Source organism: Gracilibacillus sp. JCM 18966, assembly GCF_055392695.1.
Map to the genome: position 1 here is coordinate 1,298,465 of NZ_AP043883.1, position 17,069 is coordinate 1,315,533.

Here is a 17,069-nt window from a genome sequence, read left to right on the forward strand (position 1 = left end):
TGTTTTTGGTAACTCCAATAATCTTTAGATTGTAGCGTATAGTGAAACTCCAAAATAGTCTCGCCTCACTTTTAAAATTCACTGATGTCACAATTTGAAAAAAAATAAGGATAATCAGAATTTCCTAACCTTTATCTTCTGTTATTTACAGCATCTTAAAATTACCTTTAAATTTTTACTTCCCAAAGTAAATTAAAAGGGTGTTAATATTTATCTAAATTATAAGAAAGCTACTTAGTTGAATTTATTCAAATCATTAATTAACCATGGTGTAATACTAGGTGAGTCAAAGCTATCTACTTCAAACATGTATTTATCTTGTATTAAGGGAACTTTAAAAGTGATATTTAACGTTATTTTATCACCAGGTGCTAAATTAGTATCTGAAGGATTTTTGTCAGATAAAATCTCTCCTTGATAAGTATTATCTTCTTCATTTAGCCTATAAGACAGGGTAGTAACGTTCAACGGTGTTTCACTGCTTACATTTTCAACAGTAATAATAGCTGAAATGGAGAAATTGTTATCAGGATCATCCGAGCTACCTATCATCTCGGAGTAAGCTGTATGCATCGTCACTATTTTATCTTTATCTTTGTAAGCCTCACCTGGTAATAATACATTTGATTGAATAGCAGTTGAAATTTCTTCTGTTTCATCTTCCTTATTATTCTTTTCTGAAGATATATCTTCTTGTCTACAAGCTGATAATAAACAAATACTCATAATTATTAACGTAATAAGAATCTTTTTCATTATTAGCAAACTCCTATATTTTGGGATTTAATATCTTCAATTCCTTATTCTAACATGTCTGCAGTTACAGGTATATATATAAATACATTTATAGGATTTTTTCCTTACATCTAATTAATAATAGTTATATTTACTTAATACATTTTAATTAAAATTTTTATTTACAATGAATTTAACGATAAATACTTATCGTTGAAGGGAGGCCCATAAAATAAAAAGGAGGAGATACACGATGGCAGGTTTTAGACGTGATTATAGTCTGATCTATTCACCATATATTTGGGGAGAGACAGATGCTAACACCTATTATAAAGGTGCAACATCAATTGATTTTGATATATCACATAATTATATGCAAACATCATATTATGTAGAATGTATGTTGGTATTTATTAACCCATCTACTGGAGCCAAAGTAGTAGATACTAAGACAGGTTTTGTTTCTTATGGAAACCACTTTACTCCAAAATTTTATCTGTATAATAAATTGCCTGGTCAATACTATGTTAGGGCAAAATTTTATCGCGATCAACCACCTTATAAGCGAACATTGAAGTATGATATGAGAACAGGTGCATTTCGCGTGTATAGATAACAACATTATATTAATTAAACTCCCATTAAAGTAGGCCTCTCTTTCTAATCCACTCTTCTACCGCAAGAGTGGATTATTTTTACTGGTTATGGAAACCCCTGGCACAGCCTGTTTTTTTAACTGGCTGTGCCAGGGGTTCCGGAAAGCTTTTAGCGTGGGGTCAAAAAAAGCCTCTGTTCATCGTAAGATAAAGTTGGTTTCCCGACAACTAAATCTCAGCTAAGAAGGAGGCGTGTCCAATGAAGAACAAGAATAGTTTAGCACACACAGTGTGGAATTGTAAGTATCATATCGTCTTCGCACCAAAGTACAGAAGGCAAATCATTTATGGAAAGTATAAAAAGAGTATAGGTCAAATTATTCGAGATTTATGTAAAAGGAAAGGTATAACCATTCATGAAGCTAATGCCTGTCCTGATCACATACACATGTTGGTAAGTATTCCACCAAAGAAAAGTGTGTCACAATTTATGGGATATTTAAAAGGTAAAAGTAGTTTGATGATTTTTGATCGGTATGCCAATTTAAAATACAGATATGGCAATAGAAAGTTTTGGTGCCGAGGTTTCTATGCTGATACAGTGGGTAGAAATAGAAGGCAAATACAAGAATACATTAGAAATCAGCTTAAAGAAGACTTTATGGGTGATCAATTAACATTATTCGAAGAGTATGATCCGTTTACAGGCCAAAAAAATAAGAAGAAATAGAAGATTCTTTAGAATCAGTTAGTGAATGTGGTGCAAAAGGGAGACCCGTTCGGTGGGCCTTTAAGGCCGAGACCGGTAACAAAGGCTTTCAGCCGCAGAGCAAACCACCAGTTCATACTGGTGGTTTTGATTATTGCTTAGGAAATTATAAAATTTTAGGTTGTGGATAAACATATAGAACCATGAATAGCCACGTCCAGCTCCGAGCGCCAGAAACTAGGCGACTTCCCGAAAGCGCCCTATGATAAGTCATCATCGGTTCGTATACTCACCGTGATTCCTTTATCTCAGTTTCTTCGCTTCAGCCGCTACGTTTCTAAGCAGGCGCTCTGCGCTTTTGTTCTAAGTAAAGAAAGTATATAATCCGCGGTACCATAGGATTTTGAACTATGATAAGGTGGTTATATGGAGACAAATATACTAAAAGAAATGCTATTTGATGATTATCAACATTGGAAAACCTTCAAGCAAATGTATGGCGATAGAATCCGCCCTGTCGTGATCAAGGAGGTAGAAAAATTTAGAGATTGTGGAGATATGAAAAAAGGATTCAAGCTCTTTGTTTGTGAAGGTTGCCATGAGACAAAGCACGTTCCCTATCGATGTAAAGGACGCTTCTGTACGACTTGTGCTGTGGGGGAAAGTGAAGAGTGGAGTCGTTTATTAAGCGAAGATGTGTACCAAGTGAACCATCGCCATGTGATTCTCACGATCGATGAAGATTTACGAGATATATTCTTGTTGCACCGAGAGTTGTTAAAACCATTAATGGACGAAGGGGTACGATTGATTCGTGAATTCTTTGAAGAAAAAGTCAAGGTAACTCCCGGCATCATCGCTGGACTCCATACGTTTGGTTCCACATTGAATTTCAATCCCCATGTACATATGTTAGTAACCATGGGCGGGATAACGAAACGGGGAGCGTGGAAAGTGTATGACTATATTCCTTATACAAGGTTACGAAAGCAATGGCAAACGGTTGTGTTAAAAATGATACGTGCTTATTTGTCTCCAAAAGAAAAGAAGAAAGTCCAAGGACGATTACAGAAGGCGTATAGTGCTAATGGAGATGGTTTTTATGTGTACGCACCGAAAAGTCGAGGAAATGTAACCGAGCAGTTACGCTATATCGGTCGTTATATGCGACGACCTGCGATTGGTCTGAACCGGATTGTGGCATATGATGGTGATTTTGTGACGTTTACATATATGGATAAGAAAACAGGGGCAGAAGAAACCGAAACCATGATGGTAGAAGAGTTTATCAAGTGTCTCATTCGGCATATTCCGGATGAACAATTTAAAGTCATTCGTCATTATGGCATCTATTCACGCAGAAGTAAATCTATCTGTAGAAAGCTGATCGAAAAGTGGCAGGAGAGAGTGGATCGCATCCTCTTGAAAGTAAAAAAGACACTTCGTCGTCAAACATGGAGAGAGCGTGTAATCGCTAGTGGTGGGAAAGACCCTATGGTTTGTCGTCATTGTGATAATTATTATGAATATATGGGAGAAGTATGTCTCGATAACGGGCAGTTAGACATCAAAGTAGCCATCAATCAAGATGCCCAAGCCTATTTAGAAAGGATGATACGTTATCTCACGAGTACCGAAAAACCAAAAAAAGAAAAAACAGAAGAAACAAAAAGGAAGAGATCATTTACAGCCAGCCAAAAGCCAACAAGCCGTCAACTATCATTGTTTGGCTTGTCATGAAGAAGAAAAAATCCCGTACGACGTGGTACGAGATTTCGATATCATGGATGGAGGAGATCCAAGTGTTCCCCCACAGTTTAGTTGTGAAAAGTGCGGAGGAGAGATGTATCCGGAGTATTACAAAGGCTTTCGTGGTCAGGAATACAGACTTTCGGATGTCCTCTCATCTTGACAAAGGACCGGGCGGGCTTTCCCGGTTTTTCTTATCATATGACTTTCTATCTATATTATACCCTGTTATACAGTAATTTCTAACAATTTTTACTGATATTATGTCATCATTGGCTGTGGACTGGACCAAAAAAATAACAGCACCTCTAATCATAGAAAAGTGCTGTGTGTACAACCTATTATTTTTGTAGATGCCATGATGCAATTACCCCTTTTATCCTCCTCTAATATTCCCCTTTAATGACAAAGAACGACCCGCGTATCGTTCCAGCCAGCTTAGACTTTTGCCTCGCAAACTTGAATTTCCCTTCTAACTCCTCGGGAATCTCCATCCCTTCAGAGAGCTTAAACCCAACTGCTCGCTTCTTAGCGTTATCAACTGTGTACATAACGTTGACTGCAAGACCATCCTCATAAAAGACGTAAGCCATTTTGATATTCTCTACTTGGAAACGAGATGTTTCTAAAGGCTTAGCCACAAACTCGATATCTCGTTCCTCCTTCAAAATTCGATTGACATAATCCAGCGTATCCTGAGTCTCGCTGGCTTTCTCCACCGTAAATTCATGTTTATATTTGTTCATGAAGTAACGAGCTTCATTTGCACGTAAACCAGCAAGCGCTTCTGCTACAGGGGAGGATTCTAATCCAACTGTTGATACATTTTTAAAATCAACGATATAGCTCATTTTTTTATCCACCTTTGTCCTCTTATTTCCTCACAACAGGAATCCACATTTCGCCATAAACGATGCCATTTTTCTTCACCATCTCAACCGTGGCATTTGGGCCACCAACATAAGCAAAATCTGATGCTCCTGGCAACACTTCACCAAAGGCAATCCCAGTAAGCGTTTGGCTTAATTCTTCTGCCGTATTTCCTTCCCCTTTAATCACTACATATTCTCCCTCAGGAAATTGGATCATCCTTGTTGCTTCCGGCAATGTTTGTTCCGATAGGACACCAGCATAGTACATCATTTTATTATTTACTGCTTCATTCACGGCAAAAATGTAGTCATTGGTGGCAACAGCCTTTAATGTATCAAGTCTGCCGTCTAGTTTAACTGTCTCCCAAAAATCTTCCTTCTCCTTATTGATACCCGCATAATCTGTGTAGTCACTCTTAAGCTCTGTTCCGATACCTACAACCGTAAAACCGTTCTTTTCTTCCAACGTATAATTCGCCATATAAAAAACCTTCCTTCTTTAAATTTTATCAAATGTCTTGTCATTTCATTTGATGAGTTTATAATAACCTTAAATCATGTCAAAAAATGATACTGTTTAGGAGGCCGAGATGAAAAAAGTGGAGCGAATTAATGTCATCATGCGATATATCAACAATCGTGGACATTTTACCATTTCTGAAATCATGCAAGAATTTAATATTTCTCGTTCGACAGCGATTCGGGATATTAGGGAAATTGAGGCAATGGGTATGCCACTTGTAGCGGAGGTTGGAAGGGCTGGTGGATATTCTGTCATGAATAATTCTGTCCTACCAACTGTACGCTTTACCGATACGGAGATCAAAGCCCTTTTTATTGCCTTTATGGCGACAAGAAATCAACAGCTCCCTTACCTAAAAAGTCGCCAGTCCTTAGCCGAAAAACTACTTGGTCTCATCTCGGAAAATCAGCAGGATGACCTCGTTCTATTAAATCAAATTTTACTGTTTGAAGGGACCAACCCCCATAATCCAGATCTACTGGATTTGTCAGACTTACCCCATCCTATGTTAGAGCAACTCATCCAGAGCATTCTTTCAGATAGCTATTTATGGGTTACCGTTCAAGAGGAGAAGCTAATGAATTCTTACCCAATTTATCTCTTGCACCTTTACCGAGAAAAAAGCATTTGGCTGATAGAAGGCTTTGATTTAGAGGAAGAAAAGAGACAGATTTTTTCCGTGGACAATCTCATCGATGTTAAGCCATACACGGAGAAAAAAAGAGTACGGAAGAAAAAGATACAAGAGAAATTAAAAATGCAGGAAGAGGTAGCGAACCTTGTTGTGGAGCTTGGACCAAAAGCGATCGTTCAGTTTAAAAAATATCACCCTTTAAAGGCATCCATTTCTTATACGAACCCTTATCAGACGGAAGCTGTTTTGAGGATGTTTGTTGATGTGAAGAATAGCGAAGAACTGACGGAAATGATCAACTGGTTACTATTTCTTGGAAGAGATATGAAGGTTAGGGAAATACCTGTGGAGGTTTTGGAGGGTGTGCGAGAGAGGTTGGATTTGTTTTTGTAGAATATAGTTCTTAGAGTATGATCGGCTAACCCCCTCTATGAGTATGTATGAGGGCCTTCGGGATGAAGGTCATGCAAGTGTTGCCACAGGACGTGGCGAGATAAACCCTTTATACCTCTTAAATACTTTCGCTACGTTCTTGATTGCATTACTTGCATTGATCGTTTCTCCGATCAATAGAAAATAGACCTCCCTATTTACCCAACAAGTAGCTAGGAGAGGTCTATCCCAAATTACAATAGCCGATCCCTCTGGGGGAATCGCTTATCTGTAACCCGTAGTACCAGCTACGGGTTATTTATTAATGGCTATGAAAACACCTGGCTATGCCAGGGGTTCCAGAAAGCTTTAAGCGAGGGATAAAAAATGCCTCACTTCATGGTAAGATTGAATTGGTTTCCCGACCACAAAATCTCACCAAAGAAGGAGGCGTGTCCAATGAAGGACAAGAATAGTTTAGCACATACCACATGGAATTGTAAGTACCATATTGTATTCGCTCCAAAGTATAGAAGACAAATCATTTATGGAAAATATAAAAGGAGCATCGGTCAAATCATCCGAGACTTATGTGAACGGAAAGGGGTTACCATACACGAAGCCAATGCATGCCGAGACCACATACACATGTTAGTAAGTATCCCGCCAAAGCTAAGTGTTTCCCAATTTATGGGCTATTTAAAAGGAAAAAGTAGTCTCATGATATTTGATCGTCATGCCAATTTAAAATATAAATATGGAAATCGGAAATTTTGGTGCAGAGGTTTCTATGTAGATACAGTGGGCAGAAACAGGAAGCAAATACAAGAATACATTAGAAATCAGCTCAAAGAAGACTATATGGCGGATCAATTAACTTTATTCGAAGAGTTTGATCCATTTACAGGCCAAAAAAATAAGGGTCTTCGGAATATATAGTGGAAAAGGGCTTATAATTCACCCTTCTTCAATTTCTTTAGAAATATGGAAAAACGAATACCAAAGTTAACTAAATTCCATAAAGATGCTCTTTCGTTATAGATGAATTATGAAAAAAATATCCAATATACTTTAGAAGTTAAAAAACTATAAAAAAAGCATTTAATTTACTTTTCTATTCATCTACCCATATAGTTATAGTAAAGTTTTAGTTCAAAAGCCTTCTGTTGCAATACCTAATGCAATGTATAATTAGTGCGAATCTAAATATAAATTGAAAATTTGAATAAAAATTAAATAAAAAATAGTACATTATATCTATTAAATTAATGGGATTTTTTCCGATATTAAAAATAATATCTTTTTAAGGAGGGATATTACTTATAGCTTTATAATGACTATTATATTTGTTGTAGTTGTAAGTTAATCAATTCCCAAAATTTTTGAAAGGTGGTACTCAAAATGAAAAAGTTTATTTTAATATTTCTTGTAACTTTATTAATGTCCCCAATTGCTATTAGTGCGGATACGAGCACCCCGGATCAAGTAGAAGATGCCATAGAATTGCCTAGAAACGATAAGACCGATAGAACAATGCCGGAGAAGAATCACCTAACTGAAATCAACTCAGATACTGACAGTAGAGTTTATAAAATTGAGTTAGGAATGAACCCTACAGAGAAATTAACTATTGTATCACAAAAAACCTATGACATAGTGATAACTGATTCGAATGGTAATACTATTATACAAAGAAATGAAATTGGCGAGGAAGGTAGTAGACAAGTAGAATTCCCAACTGACAATTATGGTGACTATTACTTATTCATCACACCTTCAGATGATGGGAGAACCCAATATCCCTATAGTTTAAGAGTCATAGTTGGGGAACCTATTTATTTATATTATGGAAATGAGTACCAAATCAATCTTCTGAATTCGTCTTTAACACCTACTAACACTACCAGTAGGATACAATACTTTGATTTATCAGACATAGATTCTATACCTGAAGGCTCGATATTAACAGGCTTTACAGTGGGGGGTACTGAAGTTAACCGATCTTCTCTTAGCCTTTATAGTATAAAAAGAAGTTTGAGACCTAATTCTAGCTTAAATTGGATAGATGCAACCTATCCTTTATATAGCCCTAGTGATTTAGATGTTGCACCTAAGAGTGATCAAATCTTGGTAAAGCAGGGTTGGGCATTTAGGCATTCTGCCGACTTTTATCCAGGCGAAACTGCTACCTATACTTTAACTCCAAAGATTACTTTAGATTATAAAATAGAGATGAAGTGAGGTTTGAAAAGGTCAAATGGTCTCTAGTATTCAAAGATTACTAAATAATTATTTTGATAAAAGTAATGTCCAACAACAAAATTTCCGTAACACAGTTTCACAATCAATAGAGAGAACTGATGGTGTTCATTCTAATAAGAATGTAGAAATATATAATCCCAAAACTAATAAAGTGAAATACAATGATAAATCTATTTCACCACGGTTACAGGTTGACAGAAATTACAATTTAACTATTGAAGAAAACAAAGTATACAGTGTGGATACAGATTATGGATTGATAAACTATCAATTTAATAATGATTCAAATTCAAGTTACGTTCAAACACTGCATTACGATAATCAAATTAGTGATGAGAAACGTGTCCATCTAGAGAAAAACAGGCAATTTTTAACTCATTTACAGACGTTTGCAGAGACTGGAAGAATTAATATTATGTATACTGCAAGAGAAGCTAGTGAAGTACTAGAAGGATTTAATAGATTGGGAATCAATACCGAAGAGCCTTTCACTATAAATAATAAACCGACAAGATATAGGATCGATCCTTCTGGTGTTATTCATGAAGTTGATCTTGAGAGTAGAGGAATGAAAGAGAAGGACTGGAGAAAGTTTGGACATGATGAAAATACTATATTTATAATTCAAGGTAAAGAGTACAAAATGGACGAGAATGGTCAACTTCCTTTACCAGAAGATTATGTCCATAAACATGAGCAAGTACAAATTATTAATAAATAATGTTCAGTAACATAATATTTCTAGCACCCTGAAATTTATATAGGGTGCTTTTTTCTTGGATTTTCGGATTTATGGTGGAACGGAACTTATAGCTCTCCCTTTTCCAACTCCTTAATAAATGTGGTGAAGTCGATACCAAAGTTATCTGAAACGTTGTGATCTGTAACGTGGTCAAACATATTTGGTAAAGCATCGTAAAAAGCATTTTTATTAAAACGAGGTTTCCGCTTTTTATGAAGCTTTTCGTTGAATAAAATTTTTGCCCTTAAAGAATCAAAAGAATATCCTTTTCCCAGTCGTTCAACATGACGTATAATGCTATTTATAGACTCTGTATATGCGTTAGTAAGTCTTTTATCAAAGTGATTGAATATTTCTTCATTCCAATTGTCTACGGCTCTAACAAGGTCTTTATAAGCATCTTTAACATTACTGGATACACAACGCTAACGCCAATTTATATATCGTTTTTCACCTTCTTGTGAACTTGGCGTATCCCATATCTTATAGAATTCTTCTTTGAGTTCATAGGCTTCCTTCAAATCAGGAATATTTCCAAGCCAAGTTTCTAAAAGTAGCAATTCACGGTCGATTAGATCGTGCCTGCGTTTGAGAAGTATAAACCTACCACGCATAAGTGTTCTTCTTCCTTTTGGTGTCATATTAGTTCTTAAAGATTTCCTAACACTATCCAAGGCTTGATTTGCCATACGGACTACATGAAACTTATCTACCACCACTTTAGCGTGTGGAAGGACGATATTCACTGCATCTTTGTAAGGTTTCCACATATCCATTGTGACGTATTCGATATAAGACCTATCTTCAATCTCTAAAAGGCGTTTAATGACTGTATCCTTGTTACGATCCTTTTTGATGTCATAGATAGTTCTCCGTTCGACGTTGGTAAGTACCAGACGAGGTTTACGAATGATGTGTATTTCATCTATCCCAAGCCATTTAGGAGTCTCAAATTGGTATTCTCTTTCTTTAAATGCCGCATAGTCCTTAAAGACGTTCCTAACGGTCTTCTCGTCAACACCAACGCTTTCTGCGACTTCTACAAAGGTCTTAGACATTGATTGCTCTTCAATGGATTCTAACAGCCTTCTGGTCATACTACGCTTTTCGTCAATGGATATAAGACGTTCCCAAAAGGTCGAGTCACACTCACGACACTTATAACGTCTACGGTTCAATTGTAAGCCAACTCGCTTTAAACGAATGGGCAAATCCATAATCAATTGTTTTCGTGAGCTGTGCTTATATAACTTGTCAAAACCACATTCTGGACAACGTTCTGGAGGATAGATTGCTTCCACTTTAAACATCATATCGGTTTCATTCTCTTGTGGTGGTTCGATTGCTGTAAGATCTGGGAGGAATAATAAGTCGTTCATATTACACCTGAACCAACTCTGGATTTTGATAGATATTACCAATAATTTTTAAATTGCATTCAAGTGTCTTATCATCCACATATTGTACTTCATTTGTCATATGCCAATGTGAGTACAAATTTATCCAAGCACGAAACTTAAACTCTCTAAATTACCATCACTCCTATCATTTGATAGGTTAATTATACCAATAAAGGATAATGATATTCCACTAAATAATCCGATTTATGATTAAATTGTTGTTAAACTATTAAACTGGGTTTTCCACTATATATTCCGAAGACCCAAAAATAAAAAGAAATAAGAGATTCTTAAAGAATCAGTGAGTAAATGTGGTAGGGAGACCCATTCGGTAGGCCTTTAAGGCCGAGGCCGGTAACAAAGGCTTTTAGCCGCAGAGCAAACCACCAGTTCACACTGGTGGTTTTGATTGCTATTGAAGTACCCTTGATAAAAGATATAATTACTTTAGAAGTAGATAGTTTTGATTCACCAACAGTTCAACATGGTTAATAGGTGATTTGAATAAACGAGAATAAGTGTCTACAGAAAGAATGCTTGGTTTGGGGAAACTCAAGCATTACAGTCTCTATTTGCTAGTACACGATCGATCAACAGACCTAGTAGAAGTAGGTTGGTTATTCTGTTTTTTTATATATGACAAAAATACTCCCACCAACGTGATAAACCCACCAATTATTGCATAAGTAGTTGGAAGTTCTCCAAGCCAGAGCCATGCTATAAGAAAAGCAGTAACAGGAGTTAAATAAAGAGAACTTGTTGCTTCTGATGCACCTGTTTGTGAAGTAATATACGCTAGAGTAAAGTAAGGAATAACGGTTGGAAAAATTCCTAGATAAATAACTACTACTGTTATATCTATGGGAGCATCTATAATCGCATCTCCAAGGCCAGGAAAAAATATCATCATGAAAATAGTACCTGACCAAATCGTATACATGGTAAAGGTAACAAAGCCATATTTTTTTAGATAAGCATTTTGAAAAACAAAGTAAATACTTTCTGAAAGCGATGCAACTAAAATTAGGATAATTCCGATATTCAATGATAAATTTTCCGTTGCACCACCTAAAGAAATAAATGCCACGCCAGAAAACCCAATTAAGGAACCAATCCACCCTAAAATTCCTAACTTCTCACGAAAAAAGAGCAACGCCAACAAGGCTGTGAAAATAGGTGTTGTGGAAACTAATAAACTAGCAACCCCTGCATTAATTGTTTGTTCCCCATAATTTAACGCTGTCTGATAGACCGTAAATCCTAAAAAACCAAGTAATAAAATAATCGGTACATCTTTTAATTCTGGTAAACGAATTCCTTGAATAACCGCAACAAGAATTAAGGTTAATGATCCAATTAATAATCTCAAAAGGGACACATGTTCAGGTGAATAAGCGGTCAGTGCAGCTCTAATCCCAGGGAAGGCTGAGGCCCATAAAGTAATGGTAATCAAATGAGCAAAAGGAAGTTTTAAATTTAATGGATTTGTCATAATTACACCCCATTCCATATTTTTATCCAACCAGTCACATCTAATTGTTCTCATCTTAATACGGCTTTGGTAAAATGTCTTCAACAGGCTAAATAGAAAAAACCCAACCAATTAGAGAGTGGTTAGGAAGAAGGAGTTCATATGCAAAAGCCAAAATATCAATTGATTGTTGTTTTCATAAAAGACAAAATTTCTAAGGGCGAGTGGACAATAGGAAGTCGCATACCAAGTCAACGTCATCTAGCTAAAATGTTTGACGTCAATCGAAGTACCGTCATAACTGCACTAGAAGAACTAATGGCAGACGGACTGATAGAAGGGAAAGCAGGAATGGGGACTATTGTCACCAATAATACTTGGACTTTGATGGGGGAACAATCCTCAACCAATTGGAATGAAAAAGTCACTTTAGGCATTCATAAACCGAGTATTTCAACGGTACAGGAGATCAATGAAGCCGAATCTAATCATCATCTAATCCAATTAAGTAAAGGAGAATTATCACCAGAGATCTTCCCTTTAGAAGAAATGAGGTCGATATTACAAAAGGTTTCGAATCAAATGACCCCCTTTGGATACGAAGAACCAAAGGGGAATTTAAAGTTACGCCAAGCAGTAAGTGATTATCTGAAAAATAGAGGAATAGATGTATCGCCATCATCCATTCTTGTAGTTTCAGGTGCACTTCAGGCCTTACATCTCATTTCAATAGGACTTTTACAAAGAGGATCAAGTGTATTTTTAGAAGTGCCATCTTACCTTTATTCGTTAACTGTTTTTCAATCTATGGGTATGGAGTTGAAGGGAATACCAATGGATAAGAAGGGAATTAAGGTAGACTCCATTTATCAGACGAAGGGAAAAGGAAAGAGTATTCTATATACCATTCCTACCTTTCATAATCCTACAGGCACGTTAATGCAGAAGAATAGAAGGGAGGAACTCCTAGAATACTGTAAAAGGGAACAACTTCCCATTATTGAAGATGATGTGTATCGTGATTTATGGATAGATACCATACCACCAGAGCCATTGAAATCAATGGATTATTATGGGAGTGTTTTATATATTGGTAGTTTGTCAAAAACGTTAAGTCCTGGTTTGCGAATTGGATGGGTAGTTGGCGCCGAATCAGTGATAAACCGATTAGCTGATTTAAAAATGCAATCAGATTATGGATCAAGTACGTTTTCTCAGCTTGTTGCAATGGAGTGGTTATCTAGTGGATTATATGATCAACATCTTGAAACAGTAAGAGAGCAGCTTAAAGTTCGAAGAAGAACCGCTTTAGAAGCTTTGAACAAACATTTAAGCTCTTATGCTACGTGGGAAGTCCCAACAGGGGGGTTCTTCATTTGGATTAAAATAAAACCTGCGTTTAAAGTGAAAAGGTTATTTGATAAAGCATTATCCAAAGGTCTTCTCCTTAATCCTGGTAGTATTTATGCAGAACAATCCGGGCAGTTTATACGATTATCCTTTGGGTTTGCTTCTATAAATGAAATTAAAGTAGGTATATTTCAGTTAAGTCAAATCATTAAGGATGTGGATGATTAAATGCTTCTTTTAAACACCGGTCCAAAACTGCTCCATTACGGATGCTTTTCTACAAGATATGAATGTTCCGTTTGATATCTTTTTATTAATGAGTATTGTTGTTGCGACTTCTCAGCCATTGATTGAATTCGGCCGGTGTGCGCACATTATTATCTAATACAGCAGTATAGATATCGAAGCTTTTTACTTCCTTCCCATACTCTCTTTGTTGGGCCCAAACGGTTTTAATGCTTAATATAGAAATAATCGCTTCAGATGTAAGACGATCAGGCATTGTCCGGATATGGTATAAATCTGGCTGTTTTTCTGGCTCGTCTATGAACCAAATATCTAGTTCCCATTTGTTTCCGATTCTGGATTCGTAAGTTATACCTAGAAAATAACCGTCAGGGTATGTTGGATCAATGTTCCAATTGCCAGTATCGTTGATAAATTTCAAGTCCCGGACTTGAGGATTCGACATCAATTTCAAAGCAATTCTGGAAATTGGATCGATGCTCAACTTAGAACAAACAACCGTAATATCAAGGTCTCTCCATGCCATTAAACCTAGTGCTGCACTTCCCACTTTTACTGGTGTTCCGGCTGTTAGCAGCAATTGCTTAAGGTGCATCTCATCAGCAATCTCATCAGCTTCAGCTTGTAGCTGTAGTTGACGAGCAAGCAATTTATCCGGTTTTATCATTTTTTACTCTCCTTTTTCTACTAAGACGATTCTCTTCCAGCTACCCCATAGAAGAACAGCTCCATCAATTGATCCATATTCCAAGTTGTCCGTTCTGGAGTCGACCCTTCCCAATATCGACACAGTTCTTTCTGGAACATCGTGAAATATTGCAGCATCATCTCCTCAGTTTGGCCCTTGTGGATATAGCCCTCTTGCTTTCCGATTCTGACAAACTTCTTGAAAAATTGTACGATTTTCCGTTCACTATAACTATTCATCATTTGCATTAACCCCTTCCGCTCGGGGGAGGGGGCATTCGGAAACTCTTCCCCTAAAATTGTCAGATTTTTAGCCTCCAATAGCATAATTTCTTTCGTCTTTTCAGGAAAAGACAATGCGGAATCCAGAATGTCCTCATACTGTGCCAACTGCTTGTCCATCCAATTGATCAGAGAATCGGTATATAGCTGTTCTTTAGTACCAAAGTAATTATATATCGTTGCAGGAGATACCTTTGCTTTATGCGCAATCTCATTGATGCTGACCTTCTGAAAGCCATACTTAAAAAATAATTCAATCGATGCGCTGAATATTTGCTTTATTTTTTGCTGTTTCCGTCGTTCGTAGCCGTCCATCATCTTTCACCTCATATGTAGTGTAAACAAAGTTTTAGATATTTTCAATAAAAACACTCTAAAACATTGAAAATTCGAATTCGTTTAGTTATAATGTTTTAGAGTAAAACGCTATGTACAGTACATAACTATCATATCATGGGTTGTTCATTAATTCATAGGAGGTAAGGGAATGAGACAATTTCGAATTCCTTCTTATTTGCACGATGTATTTGGTGAAAAACAATCTGTTGGGTCCATTCTGACAATACTACTTTTTGGAGGAATCCTAACAGCTGCTTTATATTACAGATTTCCCGAAATGACGGACAATTTGCCGAAGTGGCGTATTGCCCTGGCATTGTTATTGATATTCGATGTTTTTGCCGGCTGTTTAGCAAATTTTACGATTTCAACTAGCAACTTTTATGCGGCTCGAAAGACAAATCGAATCGTATTTATAGCAATCCATTTCCATATCCTGCTAATAGCCTTTCTTCTCAATACCGATATTGGGTATTCACTGTGGATATGGGCTTACACAATTATCGGTGCATTTATCGTTACTACACTTAGCGGAAAGGATTCGCAATTATTCATAGCGGGCTTGCTTTTGTCGATTGCTCTTGGCTTCCTACCTATGCTTCCAGGCATAACGCCTTACATGCTAATCATTAGTATATTGTTTTTAGTAAAGGTTATGTTTAGCTTTGCCGTTGATCATTATGGTAAAGCTAAATATATGAGCAATGAAGAAGCATGAATATATTTTATTAGGTGATGTCCATGACTATTAAGAGAGTTTTTTATGGTGCTTTTTCTTGTATTGTCTTTCTTGCATGGATTAATTATCTGATTAATAGAAAACTCCCATCGGGTAACCTTATCTTATTTTTATAACTCAATACATTAAGCTGAGCGTATTTTTTGTATAATCACATTCAAAATGACAAATGCTATCTAGAGAAAAGCACGGATAAAATAGGGAGGATAAGAGTTAATGCCCGAAGAAACTAAAATGTCTGCCTCTGAACTTGGAGCTCTATGGATGACATATCATAAAAAAACCATGATTTTGCGTATATTGGAATATTTTATTGATAAATCTGATGATCAAAAAGCAACAGATCTCATGTCGGACTTATGGAATCAACTTCATTCCTTAACCTTAGAAATGGAAACCATGTTTAAAAATGAAGGCGCAGCAGTTCCAAATGGTTTCACTGAAAAGGATGTTCAATTAGAAGCGCCAAAATTGTGGGATAACGGTTTTGATATTATGTTATGCCGAATATTAAAGGAAATAAGCGCAGGAATGTACGTATTACATTTGACGATGTCTTACCGTCAAGACATTATAAAACTGTACAGGGATATGTCGGAAGTAACAGAAACCTTTTATGGTCATTTCACTCAATACCTTCTTGACAAAAAACTTTATACTCGCCCGAACTACGTTAATATGCCAAAGTCAACGGATTATATAACAGATAAGAATTACTTAAAAGGAACCAATATTTTTGGGAAGAAGCGAACATTAAATACGGTTGAATACGGCTACCTATATCATGCAATGGAAACGAATATTGTTGGTATGCAACTTTTACAAGGTTTCACTCAAACTACCAAAGACGAAGAGGTAAAGAAATATTTTATGGAAGGAATCGCACTTACAAAGGAAATTATAAGGGAGACTTCCGACATCCTGCTTGAAAATAACATCCAACCGCCTGCCACACCAGGAGGAACCGTTACAAACTCAACAATGCCACCTTTCTCCGAAAAGCTGATGATGTTCTGTAATTACCTTTTAGATGGCCTTTCTCTTGGCGGAGGTGGGTTTAGTGTGGGCTTTAGTTTACGCAATGATTTGCAATACAAAAATATGATTTTCGCTAAAGACTTATTTCAATATCAACGTAAAGGGGTTAACCTCATGATGGCTAAAGGTTGGTTGGAAGAACCACCAAAAATGAATTTATAAGAAAAAGAAAAAAGAAGCTGGGACATAACTAAATAGAAAGAAGGAAAATCCGAACAACCTTCTGACTGAGCGTAGTCAAAATACGGAGACTCCTGTGGGAACAGCACGAGCTGAAGATCCACTTTGCAAAGTGGTTTCCTTTGCAAAGTTAGCTGAGGCCG

At 36.6% G+C, this 17,069-nt stretch carries 16 protein-coding genes and 1 pseudogene; 10 read left to right on the top strand and 7 right to left on the bottom strand.

Features of this window, described 5'->3' with window-relative positions; all coding sequences use genetic code 11:
* Positions 1-234 precede the first annotated feature (234 nt).
* The gene (locus ACZ5N5_RS06260; RefSeq protein ID WP_054789355.1) at positions 235-756 is read right to left on the bottom strand and encodes a DUF4352 domain-containing protein; all 522 of its coding nucleotides are present in this window, start codon (positions 754-756) and stop codon (positions 235-237) included.
* 232 nt (positions 757-988) lie between these two features.
* On the opposite strand from ACZ5N5_RS06260, the gene ACZ5N5_RS06265 reads away from it, so the two are divergent.
* The 3 genes from ACZ5N5_RS06265 to ACZ5N5_RS06275 all read left to right on the top strand — a co-directional run bounded on the left by ACZ5N5_RS06265 (position 989) and on the right by ACZ5N5_RS06275 (position 3,780).
* Positions 989-1,351, top strand: a complete 363-nt coding sequence (locus ACZ5N5_RS06265; RefSeq protein ID WP_054789356.1) for a hypothetical protein — start codon at positions 989-991, stop codon at positions 1,349-1,351.
* 239 nt (positions 1,352-1,590) lie between these two features.
* Positions 1,591-2,061 carry an IS200/IS605 family transposase gene (gene tnpA / locus ACZ5N5_RS06270; RefSeq protein ID WP_464373472.1) on the top strand — a complete coding sequence of 157 codons (471 nt, stop codon included), beginning with the start codon at positions 1,591-1,593 and terminating at the stop codon, positions 2,059-2,061.
* 405 nt (positions 2,062-2,466) lie between these two features.
* The gene (locus ACZ5N5_RS06275; RefSeq protein WP_464373311.1) at positions 2,467-3,780 is read left to right on the top strand and encodes an IS91 family transposase; all 1,314 of its coding nucleotides are present in this window, start codon (positions 2,467-2,469) and stop codon (positions 3,778-3,780) included.
* A 395-nt stretch (positions 3,781-4,175) separates the two neighbouring features.
* Here ACZ5N5_RS06275 and ACZ5N5_RS06280 read toward each other — a convergent pair whose 3' ends face one another.
* Both ACZ5N5_RS06280 and ACZ5N5_RS06285 read right to left on the bottom strand, forming a co-directional pair.
* A complete protein-coding gene (locus ACZ5N5_RS06280) occupies positions 4,176-4,640 on the bottom strand; it encodes a hypothetical protein (RefSeq protein WP_054789360.1) in 465 nt (154 codons plus the stop codon).
* Positions 4,641-4,662: 22 nt separating this feature from the next.
* A complete protein-coding gene (locus tag ACZ5N5_RS06285; protein ID WP_054789361.1) occupies positions 4,663-5,142 on the bottom strand; it encodes a GyrI-like domain-containing protein in 480 nt (159 codons plus the stop codon).
* Positions 5,143-5,251: 109 nt separating this feature from the next.
* On the opposite strand from ACZ5N5_RS06285, the gene ACZ5N5_RS06290 reads away from it, so the two are divergent.
* The 4 genes from ACZ5N5_RS06290 (at position 5,252) to ACZ5N5_RS06305 (ending at position 9,173) form a co-directional block, all read left to right on the top strand.
* Entirely contained in the window at positions 5,252-6,211 is a 960-nt protein-coding gene (locus ACZ5N5_RS06290; protein WP_054789362.1) for a helix-turn-helix transcriptional regulator, read from the top strand.
* A 438-nt stretch (positions 6,212-6,649) separates the two neighbouring features.
* A complete protein-coding gene (gene tnpA / locus ACZ5N5_RS06295; protein WP_109983297.1) occupies positions 6,650-7,129 on the top strand; it encodes an IS200/IS605 family transposase in 480 nt (159 codons plus the stop codon).
* 462 nt (positions 7,130-7,591) lie between these two features.
* Positions 7,592-8,431 carry a hypothetical protein gene (locus tag ACZ5N5_RS06300; RefSeq protein WP_109983296.1) on the top strand — a complete coding sequence of 280 codons (840 nt, stop codon included), beginning with the start codon at positions 7,592-7,594 and terminating at the stop codon, positions 8,429-8,431.
* Positions 8,432-8,447: 16 nt separating this feature from the next.
* Positions 8,448-9,173, top strand: coding sequence for a hypothetical protein (locus ACZ5N5_RS06305; protein ID WP_054789290.1), 726 nt, complete (start codon positions 8,448-8,450; stop codon positions 9,171-9,173).
* Positions 9,174-9,259: 86 nt separating this feature from the next.
* Here ACZ5N5_RS06305 and ACZ5N5_RS06310 read toward each other — a convergent pair.
* Both ACZ5N5_RS06310 and ACZ5N5_RS06315 read right to left on the bottom strand, forming a co-directional pair.
* Positions 9,260-10,573: pseudogene (locus tag ACZ5N5_RS06310) on the bottom strand (ISL3 family transposase).
* A gap of 589 nt (positions 10,574-11,162) precedes the next feature.
* Positions 11,163-12,086: a DMT family transporter gene (locus ACZ5N5_RS06315; RefSeq protein WP_464373755.1), complete on the bottom strand. Its 924-nt coding sequence runs from the start codon at positions 12,084-12,086 to the stop codon at positions 11,163-11,165.
* A 141-nt stretch (positions 12,087-12,227) separates the two neighbouring features.
* Here ACZ5N5_RS06315 and ACZ5N5_RS06320 point away from each other — a divergent pair, with 141 nt between their 5' ends.
* Positions 12,228-13,643, top strand: coding sequence for an aminotransferase-like domain-containing protein (locus ACZ5N5_RS06320; protein ID WP_054789291.1), 1,416 nt, complete (start codon positions 12,228-12,230; stop codon positions 13,641-13,643).
* 85 nt (positions 13,644-13,728) lie between these two features.
* Here the strand turns inward: ACZ5N5_RS06320 and ACZ5N5_RS06325 are convergent, their stop codons facing one another.
* A complete protein-coding gene (locus ACZ5N5_RS06325; RefSeq protein ID WP_054789292.1) occupies positions 13,729-14,328 on the bottom strand; it encodes a hypothetical protein in 600 nt (199 codons plus the stop codon).
* Positions 14,329-14,348: 20 nt separating this feature from the next.
* Complete coding sequence (locus ACZ5N5_RS06330; protein ID WP_109983293.1) at positions 14,349-14,945, bottom strand: TetR/AcrR family transcriptional regulator; 597 nt, start codon at positions 14,943-14,945, stop codon at positions 14,349-14,351.
* Between the two features lie 172 nt (positions 14,946-15,117).
* Here ACZ5N5_RS06330 and ACZ5N5_RS06335 point away from each other — a divergent pair, with 172 nt between their 5' ends.
* Positions 15,118-15,687: a hypothetical protein gene (locus ACZ5N5_RS06335; RefSeq protein ID WP_464373473.1), complete on the top strand. Its 570-nt coding sequence runs from the start codon at positions 15,118-15,120 to the stop codon at positions 15,685-15,687.
* Between the two features lie 237 nt (positions 15,688-15,924).
* Positions 15,925-16,908 (top strand): DUF3231 family protein, encoded by a 984-nt coding sequence (locus ACZ5N5_RS06340; protein ID WP_109983292.1) that lies wholly within the window; start codon positions 15,925-15,927, stop codon positions 16,906-16,908.
* Positions 16,909-17,069 lie beyond the last annotated feature (161 nt).